A 19,495-nucleotide genomic window follows, 5' to 3' on the forward strand; every position below is an offset into this window, starting at 1 on the left:
GGCCGGCCAGGTCGAGGAGCCTGGTCCGCGCCGGCCTGCGCGATCGCGCGCTCCGCTGTGCCCGCCATTTCACGCAATCCCTTCCGTGGCTATGCCCACGTCATGAAGTCCATTACCACGGAGTAAAAGTAGTTCTTCACGCGTTTGCCCAGAACGACGACCGCCTGGTCCTGATAGGCGGAGGCGAACGGCGCTTCGTCGTTGACGAGGGTCACGATCTGGTTCAGCAGTTGCTGCCGCTTGGCCAGGTCGGTCTCCGCCGCCGCCGCAACGGCGAGCTGGTCGGCCTCCTTGATGCACAGATTCGTCGTGTTGGACGGAGATCCGCACTTCAAGTCGTCGGCGTAGTCGTAGATGGCGGAGTAGACGAACCCGCCGTTGTTGCGCACGAATGTCGGGTATCGGCGCGCGCCGAGGGATGCGACGATATCGGCGGCAGAGAGCTTGACAACCTCGACATTCACGCCGAGCGGTTTCCACTCGTTCTGCACGATCGTCGCGATCTGCGTATCGGTCGAGTTGTCATTCTGCACTGCCATCTGGACCGTGACCGGAAGTTTTACGCCGGACTCCTTCAGTAGGGCCGCCGCCTTGTCCATGTCTTTTTTCCTGGGCTGTGCGAGGGAGGTATCGAAATCCGGAATGGTCGTGGCCCAGGGTCCGAAGAGCAGGCTCCCGTACCCCTTGTTCACCTGAGCGCGGATACCCTCGTAGTCGATCGCGTACGTCAGTGCAGTGCGGAACTTCTTGTTGTCGAAGGGGGCTGTGGTGGTCACGAAGCCGATCCGCTTCGTCGTGTCGGTATCGAAGGCCGCGACCCGGAGGTTGGGATCACCCTTCAGGCTTGTCGCCGAAGTCTTGCTCATCCCGATGGTGACGTCGGCCTGTCCATTGCGGGCCTGCAGTGCGAGGGTGACGTCCGACGAGGTGAAGTTCAGGTTGATCTTGCCGACCTTCGGCGCGTCGCCGAAGAACTTCGGGTTTCGTACCGCAACGGCACCCCGGCCGGCTGTGTAGCTTTCGAGCGTGAACGGACCGCCGCCGCCGGCGATATGGGTCGTCATCCACTTGTTGGGCGAGCCCTTGGTGTCCCCGCCATTGTGCGCGACGATCTTACTGTCGACGATGCTCGACCAGGGCGAGGCCAGAATGGACAGGAGCGGCGGATACGGCCGGGAGATGTTCAGGACGAGTGTGTCGTCGGCCGGCGCCTCGATCGACTTGTAGAATCCGTCCTGGTCGCCGGTCAGAATGACTTTTCCGGTGCCGCCGGCGGCGAGGACCCGTTCGAGGCTGGCCTTCACCGCGGCCGCGGTGATCGGGGACCCGTCGCTGAAGTTGGCCTTGGTCAGCTTGAATGTGTAGGTCTTGCCGTCGGGACTGATCACCCACGATTTCGCCAGGTAGGGGGTCACCTTGACCGGATCGAACTGAGTCGTCCCCTCGGGCCCCGGCTTCGCGCCGAAACTCGTCAACCTGACGTAGAAGTTCTGCAGCAATCCGAGACTCGACGCGTCGTATCCGAACGCGGGGTCGAGGGTCGTCGCGGGCTGGCCCACGTTGACCGTCAAGGCGTCGGTGGATCTACCGCTGGTGGTACTACCGCTAGAGCACGCTGCCATCGAGGTGACAACACAGGTTCCTGCCGCCAGCAAGGCGGCGACCCTGGTCAGTGTTCGCATGGCTACTCCGATCTACCCGTCTGCCATAGACGTTCTTGTAGAGGTACTGCTGGGATGACGTGCTTGGCGAAGCGTGCGTACTGGTCGTCAGCCGTCTTGTCGGGTGGTGTGTGCCGGATATCGGGTGGGTCATGCGGTGGCGTCCTTGACGAGTTTCTGGAGTTTGGGCATGACGGTGTTGATGAGGGTGCGGATGTTGCCGTGGTAGGTGTCGCGTTGGCGTGCCCAGTCGTGCTCGTCGCCGTCGGTGGTCACGCATTCGTAGAAGGTCGCGTAGCGGAAACGTGATCCTTCGGGGGTGGGGGTGAGGGAGAAGTCGACGACGGCGAGCGCCGGGTCGCCCGGTGCGGGTGCCTCGCGCACGAGCTTCCAGACGATCCGCTTCCCCGGCTCCAGCAACGCCGTGCGCGCGAAGACCGGGCGACCAACGGCAAAATCAGATGAAGCGGACACAGGCCCCTCCTAGAATGAAGGAAGTTCACTTGAGGTTCGCCATGAGTGAATCTGGTTCATTCTTAGCCCGCGGTGAACCCTCTGTCAACTGCGCGGGGTGCCTGCGCTGAAGGTGAAGCTCAGTTGATGTTTTGGCCGGCTCTCCGTGCCCGTGCGGAGGCCCGGTGCCGGCCGGCGCAGACGATCTCGATGCGCTTTACAGCCACTGCTGTATGTACTCGTTCGCGCGCTGCTGGTATGCGGCGGTCTGCGGTCGAGCCTTGCGGATGAGGGACACGAAGATCGTGTCGACGAGGGCCATATGGGTCACCAGGGACGGCAATGGCGTCGTGAACGTATCCATGTCCGCGGGCGTCGCCAAAAGCTGGATGTCGGAGGTGTTCGCGACGGGCGAGCCGAGGGAATTGGTGATGCACACGGTCGTGGCACCTTGCGATTTCGCGACTTCGAGACTGCGAATCGTCTCCGGTACCCGGCCGGTCGGGGAGATGCCGATGGCCACGTCCTTCGGGCCCAGCTGGCTGGCGGTCACCAGTTGCATATGCGCGTCGGGTGCGGCGTTGGCGCGGAATCCGATCAGCGTCAACCCCGCGGAGGCGATGGCCGCCACCGGATGGGCCACGCCCACGGCGTAGAACTCGATGCGGCCGGCGTCCAGGATGGCATCGACCACGGCGTCGACCGTCTCCGCCGGGTTGAGCGTCATCGTCTCGGCGAGCGCGAGGCGGTGGAATTCGACCACATTTTCCAGGTCGGATGTCGATCGCCGATCCGTGGGCAGCCCCGACTCGGCGACCTCGCGGGCGAGTGCGATCTTGAAGTCGGAGAACCCCTTGAACCCCAGTCGCTGGCAAAATCCCACGACCGAGCCGACGCTCACGCCGCACCTCGTGGCAAGGTCGGCGACGGCCGCCGGGATGACCTCCTCGGGGTTGCCGAGGACGTAGTCGGTGACGGCTTGGTCCACTCTGGACATGGTCGGCCGCGAGACCCGCAGGCGCGGGATCAGGGAACCTTGCCGCTGGGATTCGGCAGCCGCGGGTGCTGACTTGTCTGCCATGGAACGACACCTGCCCGTTCGTTGCGAGCTCACGGTGCCGGCGTTGACAGAGCGCTCACCGCGAGGCTATGAATGAACCAGATTCACCACAAGTCTAGCTCAAGTGAACTTCCTTCATTCTAGGAGGGCCTGTGTCCGCTTCCTCTGATTTTGCCGTTGGCCGCCCGGTCTATGTCGTCCGGGAGGGGGAGCTGGACCTGGCGGCTCCGCCCGAGGTCGCCTGGTCGCATGTCATGAATCTTACCGCCTGGCAGAACTTCAAGAAGTTCGAGCATGTCTCGGGCCCGGTCGGGGCCGAGGGGGAGCTGCAGGCGATGCTCAAGGACGAGCCCGGATCGGGTAAGACTCCCTACTTCGCGCGCACGGCGTTGCTGGAGCCGGGGAAGCGGATCGTCTGGAAGCTCGTGCGCGAGGCACCCGCACCGGGCGACCCGGCGCTCGCCGTCGTCGACTTCTCCCTCACCCCCACCCCCGAAGGATCACGTTTCCGCTACGCGACCTTCTACGAATGCGTGACCACCGACGGCGACGAGCACGACTGGGCACGCCAACGCGACACCTACCACGGCAACATCCGCACCCTCATCAACACCGTCATGCCCAAACTCCAGAAACTCGTCAAGGACGCCACCGCATGACCCACCCAATATCCGGCACAACGACGAAGGGTACGACGCATCCTGTGCTCAACCCGGCGACCGGCGAGGTGGTCGCTTCGGTCGAAGTTCTCGACGGTGCCGCTGTGGATGCCGCGGTCCTGGCGGCGCAAAAGGCCTTCGAGGCTTGGCGTGACACGTCCATCGAGCAGCGCGTCGAAGTCCTCGACCGGATCGCGGACATCGTGCACGGGAACGCCGGCAAACTCTCCGAGCTCCTCACGCTGGAGCAGGGCAAGCCGATCGCCGAGTCGCGCATGGAGGTCGATACGACGGAAGCGACCTTCCGCCGTTACGCGGACCTGGGCCGGGAGAAGGGTGCCGCGCTCTTCGCCGAGAATCTGGGCGAGCACGTCCGCACCTTCACCCCGCTCGGCGTAGTGGCAGGCATCATCCCGTGGAACGCCCCGCTGATCGTCGCCGCGATGAAAGCCGGGCCGGCCATCCTGACCGGAAACACGATCATCCTCAAACCGGCACCGACGACGCCGCTCGCGACGCTCGAACTCAGCCGCCTGCTCGCGGACGCAGTGCCGGAGGGGCTCGTGCAATGCCTCGTCGACGACGGATCGATCGGCCCGCTGCTGGCGTCGCACCCTGGTGTGCGGAAAGTGGCGTTCACCGGCTCGACTGTCAACGGACGCAACGTGACAGCCGCGGGCGCGTCGACGCTGAAACGCCTCACCCTCGAGCTCGGCGGAAACGACCCGGCGATCGTGCTCGGCGATGCCGATCCAGGAACGGCCGCGGCAGGGATCTTCGCGCGTGCGTTCCTCAACGCCGGCCAGGTGTGCGGCGCGGTCAAGCGCGTCTACGTTCACGATGACGTCTACGACCGCTTCGTCGAGGCGATCGCCGATCTTGTCCGAGACGTCGTCGTCGGAGACGGGTTCGACCCAGCGGTCACGGTGGGACCACTGCAGAACCGCATCCAGCACGAGAAGGCCACGGCCCTCCTCGCCGAGGCGGCACGCGATGGCACGATCCTCGCGCAGAGCGGCGTCCCGGACGTGGACGGTGGCTACTTCGTCCCGGTAACCGTGGTGGGCGATCTCGATGACGCTCACCCGCTCGTCGCGGGCGAGCAGTTCGCGCCGATCCTGCCGCTTCTGCGCTTCTCTGACGAAGCTGACGCGGTGGCCCGCGCCAACTCGACCGAGTACGGGCTCACCGCGTCGGTCTGGACGTCGGACGTCGCTCACGGTGAATCCGTGGTTCAGCGGATCGACGCGGCATTGTTGTGCGTCAACAAGCACAATCGGGTCGATCCGGCGCTCGGCATCGCCATGTCGAAGCAATCCGGCACCGGCTGGCTTTTCGGGCCGGAGGGGGTCCGCGAGTACCTGCAGCCCCACCTCCTCTTCCGATAGCCAGGGCGCAGGGTTCCCGGATTCGCACCGCTACCTCGGCGACGCGTGGGCCGACGGCGACAACGCCGTCGGCCCATTTGGTCTGTGCAGGCGGTTCTGCCCCTGCTTGGGGCCGTGATCAACACCGAGACGACCTCAGCCGCCCGGCCCACGGCCGGATCAAAGGCTGTTGTGGCGCTGGTATCTTCACCGCTTCGCGGTAGCTTCGGTGACGATCTCGTCCAGTACCGGCATCGGCACGGATCCGCTTCCGAGCACCGCCGCGTGAAACTCGCGCAGGTCGAACTCCGCACCCAGCCGCTGCTCCGCGGCGGCCCGCAGGCGGACGATCTCACGCTTGCCCGTCAGGTATGCCAGTGCCTGTCCGGGGATCGTCAGGCAACGGTCCACCTCGTTGACGAGGAACCCCTCGGGCAGCCCGACGCGGGTGAGCATGAACTCGATTGCGCGAGCGCGGCTCCAGCCGAACGCGTGCAGGCCCGTGTCGATGACCATGCGGGCCGTACGGTGCATTGCCATGGACACCGCGCCGAGTTCGGCACGCGCGTCGGAGTACAGGCCGAATTCGCCGGCCAGCTCCTCCGCGTAGAGCGCCCAGCCCTCGGAGTGGACAGTGATCGACATCTGCTGCAGTAGCGGCAGACCCTCGATCAGCTGCGCGCGAGCATGCTGGGAATGATGCCCCGGCACCGCCTCGTGGAACGCGATCGCTTCCAGATCCCAGCCGGCACCGCAGGTCGGGCGCATCGTGTTGAACCAGTATGTGCCCGGCCGCCCTGCCCCTCCGGCGATACCCCTGCCGCGCTGTGGCCGCACGTAGTGCGGCGCCATCCCCGACGCACCAACGGTTTCCGGCATCGGCTCGACCCCGCACGGCGTGGGCAACGGGTCGGGCATCAACCGTGACGCGATCGCTTCCGCGCGCGCGATCGCCTCGCGGGCGGCTGCGATCGCCTGCTCGGCGGTGCGCTCGGACACCGACGCACGTAGCGCCGCCACGATCGCGTCCCGGTCGTTCAAACCGAGCGGGCTGCCGAGTTCCTGCGCCCGCGCCTCCAGCTCCTCGATAGTCTCCAGCCCGATCCGGTGCAACTGCTGAGCAGTCAGCGGCAACGTCGTGTGCATGGCAATATCGCGCGTGTAGTCGGCTTCGCCGCCGGGCAGCGCACAGCGGCCCGGCCGTTCGGCACTGCGCGCGATCGGCCGCAGCTCGGCCAGCAGGTCTCGCCACCGTGCGAGTGCCGGCATGATCGCATCCTTGACGGTGTCTTCGACCCGTGTGCGCCAACCGGAGGCGCCGGCCCAGCCCTGTGGTGGTACCGGGGCGGCGAACGCGGCCGGCACACCCTCGGCAAGCGCCCGGTCGGCCCAGCCGACCGCGTGATCGACGAGTTCGGCGACGGGCAGCCGTCCCTTGGCCCGTCCGTCGCGCAGCCGATCCGTCTTCGCGTCGATCCAGGCCGCGGCGCCGGCCAGCCGTGCGAGGTAGTCGTCCGCGGCCTGAGCATCGGGGAGTGTCGTGCGCGCGGCGACCGCGAGCAGCGCCGGGGGTCCGGCGAAGGGCGTCGCGGTGGCGGTGCACTCGGCGTCGGCGTTCGCGATCGAGGCACGTTCACGTTCGCATGCCGACCGCACCACGCCCAGCGTCACGCGGTCGGCAGACTCCGCGGTGCTCAGCCCGGTCGCCCTGTCCGCCAGTACGGCGAGGTCGGCGTCGAGGTCCATGGCAGCTTGTGCCGACGCGGCAGGGACCAGCCTGTCGTACTCGCGTACACCCAGCGTGGACGCGCCGAACGGATCGGCCGTGAGGAGCCGATGGACGAGTTCGTCCGCGATCTCACGGATGGGGGACCGGTGATTCGTCCGCTGCATTATTGCGCACCGCCAATCTCATGACCGTCGTCTGTGGAAAGGTTCCTGGATCTTGTACGTCCATAGTGGACTCTGGGGAAGCCGCATTTCACTGCCCACCGGCCGCTCGCCAGTAGCGCTTCAGCACCTCCAGCTGAAGCGTGCATTCGACGGCGGTCACGTCGGCACTCCCGGGAAAGCCACCGCTGACGAAGTCGGCCAGCTCGTCCTCATCGCGGAAAACGCCGTCGTAGACGAACGTCGACGAGGCCGCGGTCAGCGCCAGGAACCGCGTGGCCGGGTGGGCGGCTATCGCCGTGCCGACGCGGGTGGTCGTGGCCGGTGGGCACGAGATGCCGAGTACGACCTCGACCTCGTAACCCAGCCTGCGCGGCTCGATCTCGACGCGGGGCCGCAGCAGCCCGGAGCCGAACATCGCGGTGGCCGTGCGGCGGGCCCGGGATTCGGTGATGTCGAGCATGCGTGCGACGTCCGAGTGCGGCACTCGCGCGTCGTCGCCCAGCAGTGCCGCGATTTCCCGCTCCAGCGGGCCGAGTTCGGTGCTCGGTGCATCCCCTGCCGTACCCGCGTGCCCGGCGAGCGCCTCCTCCTGGCCGGGGGTCAGCCGGGGCAGGTGCCACGCCGCGGAGCTGGTCAGCCGGCGCAACACCCACTCCGTGCGGACCGAGCGGATGCCTGGCACGGCGGGGATCTCGTCGACCAGCGCGCGGGCCGTCGCCGCGCGGGTTGGTCCGTGGACCACGGCGTAGATGTCGCCGCGGCCGGACGCGAGCGCTACGTGCGTGGTGTCATCGCGCAGCGCCAGCGCCTCCGCGGCCCCGCGCGCCCGGCCGGGCTCGACGCCGAGCCACACGTGTGCCGGCGGACCTTCGGTCAGCAGGGACCAGTCGACCTCGCAGATGACGCGCAGCAGGCCGTCTTCCAGCATCCGGCCGTAGCGCCGCCCGACCGTGCGCGCGGAGATATCCAGGACGCGAGCGAGCACGTCGAGGGACGCGCGGGGCGCGCGTTGCAGCGCGGCGACCAGGTCGAGGTCGATGTCGTCCAGTACGCCGTCGTCGGCCACCGGGCGCCCTCCTTCGGTTTCGGACGGTGACGGCCTGTTTTTTGACTGAATCAGGCGTAACAAGGCCAATCATTGCATGTCTATGGCACTGCATGCGAGACTTCTGCTCGAACGGGACGGAGAGCGGGTGGCCGCTTCGGACACCGCGGGATGCTCACGTCGACGGCGATGGGTCTGTCCACAGTGGCCACACTCGTCGTCGGTATGCCGGAACTTTGCGCACGTCCCGGAAAACAAGCTCGCCGAGGAGGCATTGCGGTGATCCCTGATGTACCAGGCCTGCACCGGTGGCTCGACAAGCACCGCGACCAGCTGCTGGACGACGTCCTCACGCTCGTCCGCCACGAAACACCCAGCCGCGACCAGGAACTCCTCGCGCGGGCGCTGGCCTGGCTGGACCGCTGGGTCACCGCGTCGCTCGGCGAGACTCCGCACCGCTCCCGCACCGAGAACGCGCTCAGGTTCGATTACCCGGGTACGGGACCGGCGCCGGTCGTGCTTCTCGGGCACTACGACACGGTGTGGCCCGCGGGCACCCTGGCCGGGTGGTCGGCCACGGTGACCGGCGACCGGGCGAGCGGGCCGGGGATCTTCGACATGAAAGCCGGTCTGGTACAGGCGGTCTGGGCGGTACGCGCGCTCGCCGCCACCGGCCACGACCGGCCGCCGATCCGGCTGGTGCTCACCGGGGACGAGGAGGTGGGCAGCCCCGCCTCCCGTCCGGTGATCGAGCAGGCGTGCGCGGACGCGGCAGCCGTGTTCGTGTTCGAGGGCAGCGGGCCAGGTGGTGCGCTGAAGACCGGCCGCAAGGGCGTCGGCCTCTTCGACGTCACCGTGACCGGGCGCGAGGCACACGCCGGGCTGGAGCCGGAGATGGGGGCGAGCGCCGTCGACGAACTCGCCCGGGTCACGCTGGCGCTGCATGCGCTCGCCGACCCGGCGACCGGCACCACGGTCAACGTCGGTCTCGTCGAAGGCGGCAGCGCGGTCAACGTCGTCGCGGGTCACGCTCGTGCGCACGTCGACGTCCGGGTTGCCAGCCAGGCCGAAGCCGACCGAGTGGACGACGCCCTCGCCCGGCTCACCCCGCACGACCCGCGCGCCACCCTCGCCGTCGCCGGCGGGTGGAACCGGCCGGTCATGGAACGCACACCCGCGATCGGTGAGCTGGTCGCCCGCGCCCAGGCCGCCGCCGCACAGCTGGGACTCGACCTGCCGGAGGTCTCCGTCGGCGGCGCCAGCGACGGCAATTTCGCCGCAGCCTTGGGGATCCCGGTACTCGACGGCATCGGCGCGGCCGGCGACGGCGCCCACGCCCGCCACGAACACGTCTCGGTCGCCGCGCTGGCCGAACGCGCCGCGATCGCCGCCGCCGTGCTCACCACGTTCTCGAATGGACAGTCCGGCCGGAAATCGAGCTGATTCCTGTTGCGGCAACGGTTCCTCACACCGTCCTGCCTGTCGGCGAACGCGACCCGCTGCTGACGAACAGCAAGCCGCCGCACGGGAAGTCGTGGCCAGGGCGCCCGACGGCGCCACCGTCGCGGTCGCCGGGTGGCTGGCCCCGCATGTGACGAGCCGGTGCCGAGTGCTGCTATATCCCCCTTGTCCTTCGGGCGCGGAGCAGTCCGAATGGGTCGTGGTGACCCGGCCGGAAGGAAGCCGGCCGCTGTTCAGCGGTGGGGTCCGTGGCCAGGGCCCCGGCAAAGTTGGTCGAGGCCCTGTGATCAGCAGAGAGAACCGTGGCTGCGACCACCTCGTGGTGTGCGCCGGACCTGTCTCGGGTCTGTGAAGGGGCCCTTCACAGACTCAGAGTCCGTGAAGGGCCCCTTCACAGACCTTCACGGACCTCCGCCGTCTGCGGAGGGCCCCCACATTGGTTCTCCGGGGAGGTTGTGAGTGGGAGCTGTGCGGTGATCTGGAAGCCTCCGTCGGGCTGGGGTTGTGCGGTCACGTCGCCGCCGAACATCGAGGCGCGTTCTCGCATGCCGCGGATGCCGTAGCCTGCCCGAGCTTGTTCGGCGGGGTGAGCGTGTGGTCCGTGGCCGCCGTCGTTGACGATGTCGGCCACGACGGTCCGGTGTGGGTCGCCTGGTGTCCCGTAATGCACCGTCACTGTGCACCGGGCGCCGGGCGGGGCGTGTTTGACCACATTGGTCAGTGCTTCCTGGACGATCCGGTGTGTGGTGAGCACGGCGCCTGGCGGGACGCCCTCAGGCTCGCCCTCGATCACGAGACGGGTCTCCAGCCCGGCGGAGCGTACCTTGCCGACAAGGTCGCCGAGCGCGCCGGCACTCGGTTGGGGTTCCGTGCCGTTCTCGGTTCCGCGTAGCAGGCCGAGGATCCGGCGTAGTTCGGCGACGGCTTCGCGGCCGGTGACGCCGATCGTGCGTAGTGCTTCGTCCACGGCTGTGGGATTTCGTTCGCCCAGCAGCCGTGCGCCTTCGGACTGCATGACTATGGTGCTGACCGCGTGGGCGACGACGTCGTGCATCTCCCGGGCGATCCGGGCGCGTTCTTCGACGACCGCGGTCCTCGCCAGCGCGTCACGGTGTTCCTCGGCCTCGATCGCACGCTCCTGCGCGTCGGCCAGCTGCCGCTTCCGGTTTCGCGTCACCTCGCCGATCGCCACCGCGGCCACCATGGTGGCGGTCTCCACCAAGAACAGGGTCGACGCGGTCTGGCCGTCCCCGAAGAAGAACGCCCCGATCAGGTACAGCACCTCGGCCGCGAACAGCAGTACCCACTTGCGGCGCCGGCCGCCGTGGACGACCACCGAGTACATCAGAACGGTCAGTGCCAGATTCGCGGGGAGCAGCACACCCGTGTACCGCGACGGCAGCAGCGCTTGCGCGGCGAAGACGGCGAGCACGAACAGCATCACCTGTGAGGGGAACCGGCGCCGCGCGAAGATCGGCAGCAGCATGGCCACGATGATCGCCAGCACCGCACTCCACAACGGGCCTGACAACAAGAGGCTCAGCAGCGAGCCCGCACCGATCAGCACGACGACCAGCACGACGATCAGCAGGTCGACCACTCGTGACCGGACACCCGTCCCGGCGAACAGCTTGCGCACCTTGACCACCTAACTACGCATCCCGCTTCCGCGCGACCGCGATATCGAAGAACGCTGCGGCCACCACGGCCGGCAACGAAACGCCGTCCAGGGCCTCGTGCCACCCGGGACCGCAGAAATCCATGGCGAGGAGAGGCGGGAACCGCGCGACGTCACCGCGACGAGGCCCAGCGCAAGTTCGGCCATCGGATAGAGGAGCACGACGCCTCCAGAGCGAACACCGGGCCCGCGCCGAACAACACCCGCCCTCGGGCGACGAGCCACCAGACCCGTCACTCCGGCGCCGAATGCCGTTGGTGGAGAACCGGTACTCGCCGGTGACCGGAGTGAAGGGCGTTCTGACGCGTTCGGAGATCAGCAGGTTCATGACGATTCCTCGGTGAGTAAAGGATTCAGCGGGTGTCGGCGTGGTACTCGACCGCGTGACTGGTGAGGTGCTGCGGGATGATGCCGTTGGCAGCGGCCGGTTCGGCAATGCTCGCAGTGTCCATTCCGGACACGACGACGGCGTCCCCGTCGTCGGCGAACATCGCCTGCCGCCGTCCCACCGCGCCACGTAGCTCCGTCCTCTTCGGGGCACGCTCCTGTCCCCGGCCCGGTCGGCGAATTCCTTGACCCCGCACTGCGCGATCAGCTTCCCACGCCCGTTTGCTCAGGTTCACCGCCTCGATCAAGGACCCTCCGGGTATTCCGCTTCGTGACTCCCATGGTGCCGTCGTGCGGCGGCGAAGACATCCCATCCCGGGCCGCACCAGGTCATCCGCCGAAACGACCCGCGTCGTCCCAGAGGATGATGTCCTCGAACCAGCACGTAAACGATCGCCCGCAGCACAAGGCGATTCGGTGAGTTCACTACGATAGTGGCCTCCACGACGGCTGTCCGCGGCAGCGTGTACGCTTTCGTGCTCGACCTTGTAGAACGCCGGTTTCGGCTGGTCAGCGGGCTGGGCGTAGGCGTGCCGAATCGTTCAGGGAGATCAGGGGCCGTTCCTGCATTACGGCTTCGGCGCATGGATGTCGAGAGAATTTCCGACAGTCGTGTTCGAGCGTTTCGCGGACGATGCGGTGGTCCATTGTGTGACCGAACGCCAGGCCGCCCAGGTGTGGGAAGCGATTGCGGATCGGTTCGCTGAGATCGGGTGATCGAAAAGTCGGCGGGTCGCCAACACGTCTGTGACGCGCTTCACCGGCGACCACAGCGGCCCCACGCCACACTGGCCGCCGCCGCGGGCGTCTCGGCGAGGCACTGGATGGCCTGCTGCGTTGGGCCAAACATGTGGGTGCGGTCCGCGCGGACCTGGGGGCCGAGGATCTGTCCGCGCTCGCCGTCGGCGGCACGGCGTTGCGGTCGGCGCACCGGAACCAGGCGCGCGCAACGGTTTTGGTGCGGCTGCTGCTGGACGGGTTACGACCGCGGGAGGTCACGGAAGCAGCCGGGTTACGTGACCCACGACCGGCCCGTCGTCACGGAACCGGGCCCGAGAGCACGGGATTCCGCCTGGAATGCGGCGGGCCGCTGCGCATCGGGGCGACCGGCAGGCCGCCCCGCGGCCCGGCCTGCCGGCAGCGTGCGCACCGACGCCGTTCACGAAATGGGATTCGTTGACCCGGCCGCCGCAGCGCGCTTAGCGTCGCGAGACGAGGAGGTCTCGCCATGACAACCGTCGCCCACGGTGAACTGCGCCGGACTGGGCCCAGGATCGGTGCCGAGATCACCGGTGTCGACTTCGGACACGACATCGACCCGTCCACCGCGGACGCGCTCGTGCGAGAGTTCCTGGCCTGCAAAGTGCTGGTGTTCCGCGATCAGCATCTTACCCCGGACGAACACGTGCGCGCGGCGCGGATCTTCGGCGAGCCCTTCGACGACCCGACCGCGGCCAGGGACGACGCGAACCCGCTCGTCTATCCCTTCAACGTCCGCCGGAACGGGAAAGCCGGCACCTGGCACATCGGCGGGCTGTGGCGGAATCCGCCCTTCAGCATCGAATCCCTTACCTACCAGGAAGTATCGGAGCTGGGGGGCGACACGGTGTGGGCCGACCTGCAGGCCGCCTACGACGACCTGTCCCAACCGCTCCGGCAACTGCTGGAGTCGGTCAGCGCGGTCTATGACGCGGACGCGGCGAACTACGCGCAGGGCAGCAAGCGGGACCGAGTCCAGGACACGATCGAGCACCCGGTGGTGCTGCGGCATCCGGACACGGGCCGGCTCGGCCTGTTTCTCAGTTCCTCGGCGCTGCGGCTGACCGGTGTCAGTGCCGAGGAGAGCACTGCGCTGCTGCCGTTCCTGCTCAAGCACGCTTCGTTGCCCGACTACACGAACAGTTCGGATGGCGCCCAGGCGACTTCGTGTTGTGGGACAACCTGGCCACCTGGCACTACGCGGTCGACGACTATGGCGACGCGCCGCGCGTCTATCGCAAGGTCATCGCGACACGCTGAGCCCAGAAGGAGTACCCATGACCACCACCGAAACCGACGTCTTCACGGCCGAGTGGCAGGCCTGGCATCGCGACCACGAGCAGAAGCGGGCCGCCCCGCACGGGTTTCTGGCGATCACTGGCCTGCACTGGCTGAGCGATGTGCCGGTGCGGTTCCCGGACGCGCCGGGCGTGTGGTTCACCGGCGCCGAGGGCGGCGTCATCGTGGCGCTCGACGAGGGGGCGGAACTGGTCGTCGACGGGGAAACGGTGCGCGGGCGGCACGAGTTCGGGATCATTCCCGAACGCGGTGGGGTGAATGCCGTGTGGAACGACGCGGTTATCGAGGTCGCCAAACGGGGCGGGCACGACATCGTGCGGCCCCGCCACCCCGACAATCCGTTGCGCGTCGCCCACACGGGCACGCCTACGTTCGCACCGGATCCGAAATGGGTGGTGCCCGGTCGCTACGAACCGTTCGCGCATCCCGAGCCGACCACGGTGGGCGCGGCCGTGGCCGGGCTGGAGCACGTCTACGACGCGCCGGGCCGGATTCACTTCGCGGTCGACGGGCAGGAGCTGAGCCTGACCGCTTTTCCGGGCCACGCACCGGAAAGCCTGCTCGTGCTCTTCACCGACGCCACGTCCGGCGTGACCACGTATGCGGCGAACCGGGCGCTGCAGTTGCCGCCGCCGGGCGCGGACGGCACGATCGCGCTGGACTTCAACCGCGCGACCAACCTTCCGTGTGCATACACCGATCTGGCGACCTGTCCGTTGCCGCCGGCGGAGAACCGGCTGCCGGTCGCGATCGAGGCCGGCGAACAGATTCCCCGCGAACGTCGCTGACCCCACCGACACGGCCACGCAGTCCCCTTGGCCGGGGCTGCGTGGCCGTTTTTCGCCGCGGGTGAAACCTTCGGTTCCCCAGGTGATCGGAATGTGGGAATAGTGGAAACACCCGGCGGCACCCTCTAATGTCACCTCGTGCTCCACACGGTCCCCTTCGTCAGCCGGCACTACCTCGATCTGTGCCGGCTGTACGGCGCTCTCTGTCACTGATCTGGGACGTTCTGCCCGCGCTGGTAACCACTTCCGCACCGCGAAGACTGTTCGTCGTGTCTGACGATAATCCTGTCAGGAATTCCCGATTTTCGGTTTGATTCCCCGAGAGGTTCGGCCGATATGACCGCAGAAGACTCTATTCCACAGACTAGTCCCGTCGTTCTCGACGAGCCCGAGGGTGAATTGCGCGCCGGTGCGTTGTCCGGCGTCGGTGTGTTCGCGCAAGGACTGGCCGCCGCGGCGCCCAGCGTGGCGATCGCGAGTGTGCCCGGCTCGTTGTTCCTCGTCGCCGGGAAAGGCGCCCTCTGGGCGGCCATCGTCGGCGGTGTCCTCGTTTACCTGGTCGCCACGGTGATCGCGCTGCAGGCGCGCCGAACTGTGTCGTCGGGCTCGCTGGGCACTTACGCCGGCAACGGGCTCGGCCCGGTGGCGGCGTTCGTCACCGGGTGGGCGCTGATCATCGGCTACATCGGGTTCGCCGCGGGTGGCGTGCTCGGCGCCGTTCTGTATTTCAACGCGTTCCTGCAGGAGATCGGTCTGCACACCGACCATCTGGCCGTCAAGATCGTGCTTCTGGTGCTCGCCACCGCCGCGGCGCTCTACATTCCGTTCCGGGGTGTGAGCGTGTCGGTGAAGTTTGGTCTCGGCTTCGAAGTGGTGTCGCTGCTGGCGATCGCGATCATCCTCGTCGCCTCGTACGTGACCTACGGCGCCCGGTTCGACGGCGCTCAGTTCTCGCTGAGCCATCTGGGCAGCAGCGCCACGCTGATCGCCGCGGTCACCGCGGTCGGCTCCTATGCCGGCTTCGAAAGCGCCGCGTCGCTCGGGCACGAAGCCAGGGACGCCCACCGTAACGTGCCGCGAGCGATCCTCCGGCTGGTGATCGGGCTTGGGATCCTGTACCTGCTCGCCACCTATCCCGAGGTGCTCGGTTTCGGAGGCCCGAAACAGCTCGACGCCGACAGCACACCGCTGCCGATCGTCGCCCAGAACGCCGGGGTCAGCTGGGTGACCTACGCCGTCGACCTCACCCTGGGCACGGCGATGATCGTGTTCTCCTCGGCAGTCATCAACTCCGGTTCTCGCAGCCTGTTCACGCTGTCGCGAGAGCACGCCCTGCCCCGGGCGCTGGGGCGGGTGCACACCCGCTTCCGGACACCGCACGTCGCGATCGCGTTCGTCGGGCTCGTCGGGTTCGTGATCGGGCTGATCGGCACGGTGACCTCGGTCGGCCGGTTCCAGTGGGACGTCTATGTCGGGATCGTGTCGAGTTACGCCTACCTGTTCGCCTATCTGCTGGTGGCGATCGCGACGCCGTTGTGGCTACGGCGGATCAGGGCGCTGTCGCCGGCCGGCCTGGTCGTCTCGGTGCTCGCCGTCGCCGGGATCGTCTACGTGATCTACAAGAACCTGATTCCGGTCCCGGAGGGCGCGTACAAGTACCTGCCCTACGTCTTCCTGGCCCTGCTGCTGATCGGCCTGGTCCGCTTCCTGCGGTTGCGGATCAGCCGCCCAGACGTGGCCGCCAGGGTCGGGTCGATCCAGACGTTGTCCGCGGCCGAACAGGAGCGGCTCGCCGACCTGGGCATCCTCGACGCCATCCGCCGCCCTACCGCCCACTGAGGACATCCAAAGGAGACAGTCATGCCGTTTTTCGACAGCCCCGACGCCCGGCTCTACTTCCGTGCCTGGGAGGTCGACGAGCCCGTGGCCGGGTTCGTGTTCCTGCACGGGGGCGGGGAGCACTCGGGTCAGTTCAGCCGCCTCGCCTCGCGGCTCAACGCCGCGGGTATCGACGTGTGGGCGATCGACCACCAGGGCCACGGCATCTCCGGGGGAGAACGCGGCGTGGTGCGTTCGCTCGACGTGCTCGCCCGGGACGCGCTCGCTCTGGCCGACCTCGTTCGCGAGCGCAGGCCCGGGCTGCCGCTGGTGATCGGCGGGCATTCGCTCGGCGGCTGGACGACCGCACTCGTGGTCACCAAGAACCCTGACCTGTTCGTGGGCGCGGTACTCACCGGTGCCAGCCTGCGCGGGCGCACCGCGGTCGGCCAACCGGCCCCCGGGGATCCTTTCCGGTTCGACATCAGCCTGCTGGCCGCCGATCCGGACTATCTGGAGGAACTGCGGAAGGACCCGCTCGTGCAGTTGGTGCTGCCCGAGCCGGAGGCGACCGCGGCCGCGCTCGCGGTGGCCGCCGAGGACCTGGCCACGGCGTTCCCCACGGTGTCCCTGCCGGTGCTGCTGGTCAACGGCACGGACGACGCGCTGGCCTCCATCGAGGACGCCCGGTACTGGCGGGAGCGGTTGCCGGATGCGCGGCTGGTCGAGATCGGCGGCGGGCTGCACAACGTGCTCAACGACGTCGACCACGTCGAAGCGATCACCGCGGTCCGCGACTTCGTGCTCGAGCGTGTCTGAGTCATGCCGATTCACCTGCACTGGTACCTGCCCACCAACGGCGACAACCGGGACATCGTCGGCTCGGGGGACGGGTCACAGCAGACGCTTTCCGCGGTGCGGTCCGGGTTCCGGGCGCCGACGGTCGACTATCTCGGCGGGATCGCCCGCGCGGCGGAGCAACTGGGTTTCGAGGCAGTGTTGACGCCGACGGGGACGTGGTGTGAGGACGCCTGGATCACGACGGCCGCGTTGTCCGCGGTCACCACCCGGCTGAAGTTCCTGGTGGCGTTCCGGCCGGGGTTCATCTCGCCGACGCTGGCCGCCCACCAGGCCGCGACGTTCCAGCGCGTGTCGGGCGGTCGGCTGCTGCTGAACGTCGTCACCGGCGGCGATCCCGCCGAGCAGCGGCGCTTCGGTGACCGGCTCGGCCACGACGAGCGCTACGACCGCACCGAGGAGTTCCTGACGGTGCTGCGCGGTGTCAGCGACGCGGCCGAGCCGTTCGACTTCCGGGGCCGGTACTACGACGTCGAGCAGGCCGCGATCCCGTTCGCGCCCTACGCGCCGCCCGCCATATTCTTCGGCGGCGCGAGCCCGGCCGCGCAACGGGTCGCGGCGCGGACCGTCGACACCTATCTCGCCTGGGGCGAAACCCCGCCACAGATCGCCGAGCGGATCGAGCACGTCCGCAAGCTCGCCGCCGAGGCGGGGCGCGCCGTTTCCTTCGGTATCCGGTTCCACGTGCTGAGCCGGGACACCTCGGCGCAGGCGTGGGCGGAGGCCGACCGGCTGATCAGCCGGATCGATGACGAGCGGATCGCCCAGACCCAGCGCTCGCTCGCCGCCAGCGAGTCGGTCGGCCAGCAGCGGATGGTGGCACTGCACGGAGGCGACCGGCGCACCCTCGAGATCTACCCCAACATCTGGGCCGGATACGGGCTGGTCCGCGGGGGAGCGGGGACGGCCATCGTGGGCAGCCACGAGGAGGTCGCCGACCGGATCGCCGAATACCACGCGTTGGGCATCGATCACTTCATCCTCTCCGGCCAGCCTCATCTGGAAGAGGCCTATCACTTCGCCGAGGGCGCGGGCGTCGAACTGCGCCGTCGCGGCCTCGTCGAACCGCCCGGGAACGGAGCGCGGCCATGACCACCAACCCTGATGTCGTCATCCGGACACTGGAGACCGCCGACGAGATCAACGCCGGGTTCCGGGTGTTCCTGCGCGCAATGGTCGGGCTGCCGATCCGGACGGTGGACGCCACGGAGATCACCGATCCGGGCCGGTATCTGGGCGCCCTCGACGGCGCAACCGTGGTCGGTGGAGCCGATTCGTACGGCAGCTGGCTGGTCGTGCCGGGCGGTGGCCGCGTGTCGCACGCGGCGGTGACCCATGTCGGGGTGCTGCCGACCCACCGGCGCCGCGGCATCGTGAGCCGGCTCATGGCCCGGCAGTTGCGCGACATCGCGGAGCGCGGCGAAGTGGTCGCGTCGCTGCGGGCGTCGGAGACGGTGATCTACGAGCGGTTCGGTTACGGCGTGGCGAGTTCCGTGCTGTCCGGGCAGGTGGACCTACGGCGCGCGCGGCTACGCCCGAACCTCCCCAGCGGCGGGGTCGTGCGGCTGGTCGACGCCGGTGTGACCACAGAGTTGCTCGCCGGCATCTACGACCAGGCGGCGTGGCCCGGCGCGATCAGGCGCCCGGCCGGCTGGTGGCGGCAGCACGAGAAACTTCGCGACGCGGACCCGACGGTCCACTACGTCGTCGTGCACAGCTCCGATGGCGTGGACGACGGCTACGCGGTCTACCACCCCGTCAACACGGCCGGCTGGTTCACCAGCGCGGACAAGACGGTCATGGTGAGCGATTTCGTCGCGCTGAACGATTCCGCGCGGGCCGGGCTGTGGCGGCACCTGCTCTCGCTGGACCTGGTCGACGTGGTCGCGTTCGAGTCGCTGGCGCCGGACGACCCGCTGCCGCTGGCCGTGCTCGACCGGCGAGCGGTGCAACTCGGCTCCGCACGCGACGAGACCTGGCTCCGACTCGTCGACGTCGAGGCCGCGCTGCGGGCCCGATCCTGGGGCGGCGAGGACCCGATCACGGTGCACGTGACCGACTCGCTGCTGGGCGCGAACAACGGAACCTTCGAGGTGGGCCCGAAAACCGTGGGGCGGACCGACTCGGCGCCGGAACTGAGCGTCGACGTCGCGACGCTGGGCGCCGCGTACCTCGGCGGGTCGCGGTGGCGTCACCTGGCCGCCACCGGGCAGGTCACCGTCCACGATCCGGACGCGATCGCGCGCGCCGACACCCTGTTCGCCTCGGCGTCCGCGCCGTTCTCCGGCACGACATTCTGAGAGGACTCA

General features: G+C 68.3%; 15 protein-coding genes and 2 pseudogenes. 10 read left to right on the forward strand and 7 right to left on the reverse strand.

Annotation, left to right across the window (positions count from 1 at the left end):
* Positions 1-89: 89 nt before the first annotated feature.
* From ATK36_RS23670 to ATK36_RS23680, 3 genes are all read right to left on the reverse strand, one after another.
* On the reverse strand, positions 90-1,571 hold the full coding sequence (locus tag ATK36_RS23670; protein WP_170069872.1) for an ABC transporter substrate-binding protein: 1,482 nt from the start codon (positions 1,569-1,571) through the stop codon (positions 90-92).
* 240 nt (positions 1,572-1,811) lie between these two features.
* Positions 1,812-2,135, reverse strand: coding sequence for a hypothetical protein (locus tag ATK36_RS23675; protein ID WP_141544513.1), 324 nt, complete (start codon positions 2,133-2,135; stop codon positions 1,812-1,814).
* 196 nt (positions 2,136-2,331) lie between these two features.
* Entirely contained in the window at positions 2,332-3,195 is an 864-nt protein-coding gene (locus ATK36_RS23680; protein WP_098513500.1) for a MurR/RpiR family transcriptional regulator, read from the reverse strand.
* A gap of 131 nt (positions 3,196-3,326) precedes the next feature.
* On the opposite strand from ATK36_RS23680, the gene ATK36_RS32445 reads away from it, so the two are divergent.
* Both ATK36_RS32445 and ATK36_RS23685 read left to right on the forward strand, forming a co-directional pair.
* On the forward strand, positions 3,327-3,833 hold the full coding sequence (locus ATK36_RS32445) for an SRPBCC family protein (RefSeq protein ID WP_170069874.1): 507 nt from the start codon (positions 3,327-3,329) through the stop codon (positions 3,831-3,833).
* A complete protein-coding gene (locus ATK36_RS23685) occupies positions 3,830-5,221 on the forward strand; it encodes an aldehyde dehydrogenase family protein (RefSeq protein WP_281259115.1) in 1,392 nt (463 codons plus the stop codon). Before ATK36_RS32445 ends, ATK36_RS23685 begins: the two co-directional genes overlap by 4 nt.
* A gap of 186 nt (positions 5,222-5,407) precedes the next feature.
* On the opposite strand, the gene ATK36_RS23690 is transcribed toward ATK36_RS23685, so the two are convergent.
* Together ATK36_RS23690 and ATK36_RS23695 are read right to left on the reverse strand one after the other, a co-directional pair.
* Complete coding sequence (locus tag ATK36_RS23690) at positions 5,408-7,093, reverse strand: DUF885 domain-containing protein (RefSeq protein ID WP_098513502.1); 1,686 nt, start codon at positions 7,091-7,093, stop codon at positions 5,408-5,410.
* Between the two features lie 88 nt (positions 7,094-7,181).
* Positions 7,182-8,159, reverse strand: coding sequence for an Lrp/AsnC family transcriptional regulator (locus ATK36_RS23695; protein WP_098513503.1), 978 nt, complete (start codon positions 8,157-8,159; stop codon positions 7,182-7,184).
* 258 nt (positions 8,160-8,417) lie between these two features.
* Between ATK36_RS23695 and ATK36_RS23700 the strand changes: the two genes are divergently transcribed.
* Positions 8,418-9,581 carry a M20 family metallopeptidase gene (locus tag ATK36_RS23700; protein WP_342752057.1) on the forward strand — a complete coding sequence of 388 codons (1,164 nt, stop codon included), beginning with the start codon at positions 8,418-8,420 and terminating at the stop codon, positions 9,579-9,581.
* Between the two features lie 409 nt (positions 9,582-9,990).
* On the opposite strand, the gene ATK36_RS23705 is transcribed toward ATK36_RS23700, so the two are convergent.
* Together ATK36_RS23705 and ATK36_RS32450 are read right to left on the reverse strand one after the other, a co-directional pair.
* Positions 9,991-11,238 (reverse strand): sensor histidine kinase, encoded by a 1,248-nt coding sequence (locus ATK36_RS23705; protein WP_141544515.1) that lies wholly within the window; start codon positions 11,236-11,238, stop codon positions 9,991-9,993.
* A 392-nt stretch (positions 11,239-11,630) separates the two neighbouring features.
* A complete protein-coding gene (locus ATK36_RS32450) occupies positions 11,631-11,786 on the reverse strand; it encodes a hypothetical protein (protein WP_170069876.1) in 156 nt (51 codons plus the stop codon).
* A 677-nt stretch (positions 11,787-12,463) separates the two neighbouring features.
* Between ATK36_RS32450 and ATK36_RS34790 the strand changes: the two are divergent.
* The 7 genes and pseudogenes from ATK36_RS34790 to ATK36_RS23740 all read left to right on the forward strand — a co-directional run.
* Positions 12,464-12,844 (forward strand): annotated as a pseudogene (locus tag ATK36_RS34790) (SbtR family transcriptional regulator); the annotation flags it as partial.
* A gap of 48 nt (positions 12,845-12,892) precedes the next feature.
* Positions 12,893-13,683, forward strand: a pseudogene (locus ATK36_RS23715) (TauD/TfdA dioxygenase family protein).
* A 17-nt stretch (positions 13,684-13,700) separates the two neighbouring features.
* Positions 13,701-14,510: a DUF1684 domain-containing protein gene (locus ATK36_RS23720; protein WP_098513506.1), complete on the forward strand. Its 810-nt coding sequence runs from the start codon at positions 13,701-13,703 to the stop codon at positions 14,508-14,510.
* A gap of 336 nt (positions 14,511-14,846) precedes the next feature.
* Positions 14,847-16,349 (forward strand): APC family permease, encoded by a 1,503-nt coding sequence (locus tag ATK36_RS23725; protein ID WP_098513507.1) that lies wholly within the window; start codon positions 14,847-14,849, stop codon positions 16,347-16,349.
* Positions 16,350-16,370: 21 nt separating this feature from the next.
* Positions 16,371-17,147, forward strand: a complete 777-nt coding sequence (locus ATK36_RS23730) for an alpha/beta fold hydrolase (protein WP_098513508.1) — start codon at positions 16,371-16,373, stop codon at positions 17,145-17,147.
* A gap of 3 nt (positions 17,148-17,150) precedes the next feature.
* Positions 17,151-18,278, forward strand: coding sequence for an LLM class flavin-dependent oxidoreductase (locus tag ATK36_RS23735; protein ID WP_098513509.1), 1,128 nt, complete (start codon positions 17,151-17,153; stop codon positions 18,276-18,278).
* Positions 18,275-19,486 (forward strand): GNAT family N-acetyltransferase, encoded by a 1,212-nt coding sequence (locus ATK36_RS23740; protein ID WP_098513510.1) that lies wholly within the window; start codon positions 18,275-18,277, stop codon positions 19,484-19,486. Before ATK36_RS23735 ends, ATK36_RS23740 begins: the two co-directional genes overlap by 4 nt.
* Positions 19,487-19,495 lie beyond the last annotated feature (9 nt).

Source organism: Amycolatopsis sulphurea, assembly GCF_002564045.1.
Lineage (GTDB): Bacteria > Actinomycetota > Actinomycetes > Mycobacteriales > Pseudonocardiaceae > Amycolatopsis > Amycolatopsis sulphurea.